This is a genomic window from Rhizobacter sp. P2_H2, assembly GCF_056403375.1.
Map to the genome: position 1 here is coordinate 1 of NZ_JBFUFP010001331.1, position 1,288 is coordinate 1,288.

Here is a 1,288-nt window from a genome sequence, read left to right on the forward strand (position 1 = left end):
AGTTTGGGCGACGGGCCATGAAACCAGTCAGCGCAGGGGAGTCTTCGCCCCGCCAGGGGCGAAGACCGCTGCGACGGCGAGCCCCAGACTCCCCGCCCGCGCCTTCACCAATTCAGGCAGTCGGCAGCTTGTAGGCCTTGAACTGATCCCGCAGCTTGAGCTTCAGCATCTTGCCGGTGGCCGTGTGCGGGATCTCGTCGACGAAAGCGACGTCGTCCGGGATCTGCCATTTCGCGATGCGCCCCTCGAACCAGCCGAGCAGCTCGCGGGCTTCCAGCGCGACGCCCGGCTTGCGCACCACCACCAGCAGCGGCCGCTCGTCCCACTTCGGGTGGGCGCAGGCGATCACCGCCGCCTCGTGCACGCCCGGGTGGCCCATCGCGATGTTCTCCAGCTCGATCGAGCTGATCCACTCGCCGCCGGACTTGATCACGTCCTTGCTGCGGTCGGTGATCTGCATGAAGCCGTCAGGGTTGATCGTCGCGACATCGCCGGTCGGGAACCACGATTGGCCGTCGACCTCGACCAGCGGAGACTCCTTCTGCCCGAAGTAGCTCTGGATCACCCACGGCCCGCGCACCAGCAGGTTGCCCGATGCGGTGCCGTYCCAGGGCAGCGGGCGCCGGTCGTCGTCGACGATCAGCATGTCAACGCCATAGACCACGCGGCCCTGGGTTTCCAGCAGCTTGTGGCGCGCCGCGTCATCGAGGCCCACGTGCTTCGCCTTCAGCTTCGACAGCGTGCCCAGCGGCGACATCTCGGTCATGCCCCAGGCGTGGATCACCTCGACATGGTGCTCCTCTTCCAGCGCCCGCATCATCGACGGCGGGCAGGCCGAGCCGCCGATCACGGTGCGGCGGAAGCTGCTGAACTTCAGGCCGTTCTGCTTCACGTAGTTCAGCAGCCCGAGCCACACCGTCGGCACGCCGGCGCTGAAGGTGACGCGTTCCGTCTCGAACAGCTCGTACAGCGACTTGCCGTCGAGGTGCGGCCCCGGCAGCACCAGCTTGGCGCCGACCAGCGCGCCGGCATACGGCAGGCCCCAGGCGTTGACGTGGAACATCGGCACGACCGGCAGGATCACGTCGGCGGCCGAGCAGGCCATCGAATCGGGCAGCGCCGCCGCGAAGGCGTGCAGCAGCGTCGAGCGGTGGCTGTACACGGCGCCCTTCGGGTGGCCGGTGGTGCCCGAGGTGTAGCAGATGCTCGACGCGGTGTTCTCGTCGAACTGCGGCCAGGCGTAGTTGCCGTCCTCGGCCTCGACCAGCTCTTCGTAGCAGGCCAGGTT

The 1,288-nt window shown here is 67.9% G+C and carries 1 protein-coding gene; it reads right to left on the reverse strand.

Going from position 1 to position 1,288, the window contains the following annotated elements; all coding sequences use genetic code 11:
- Positions 1-112: 112 nt before the first annotated feature.
- Positions 113-1,288, reverse strand: a 1,176-nt coding sequence (locus AC1D15_RS32840; protein WP_477829360.1) for an AMP-binding protein, incomplete at its 5' end; no start/stop codon positions are given.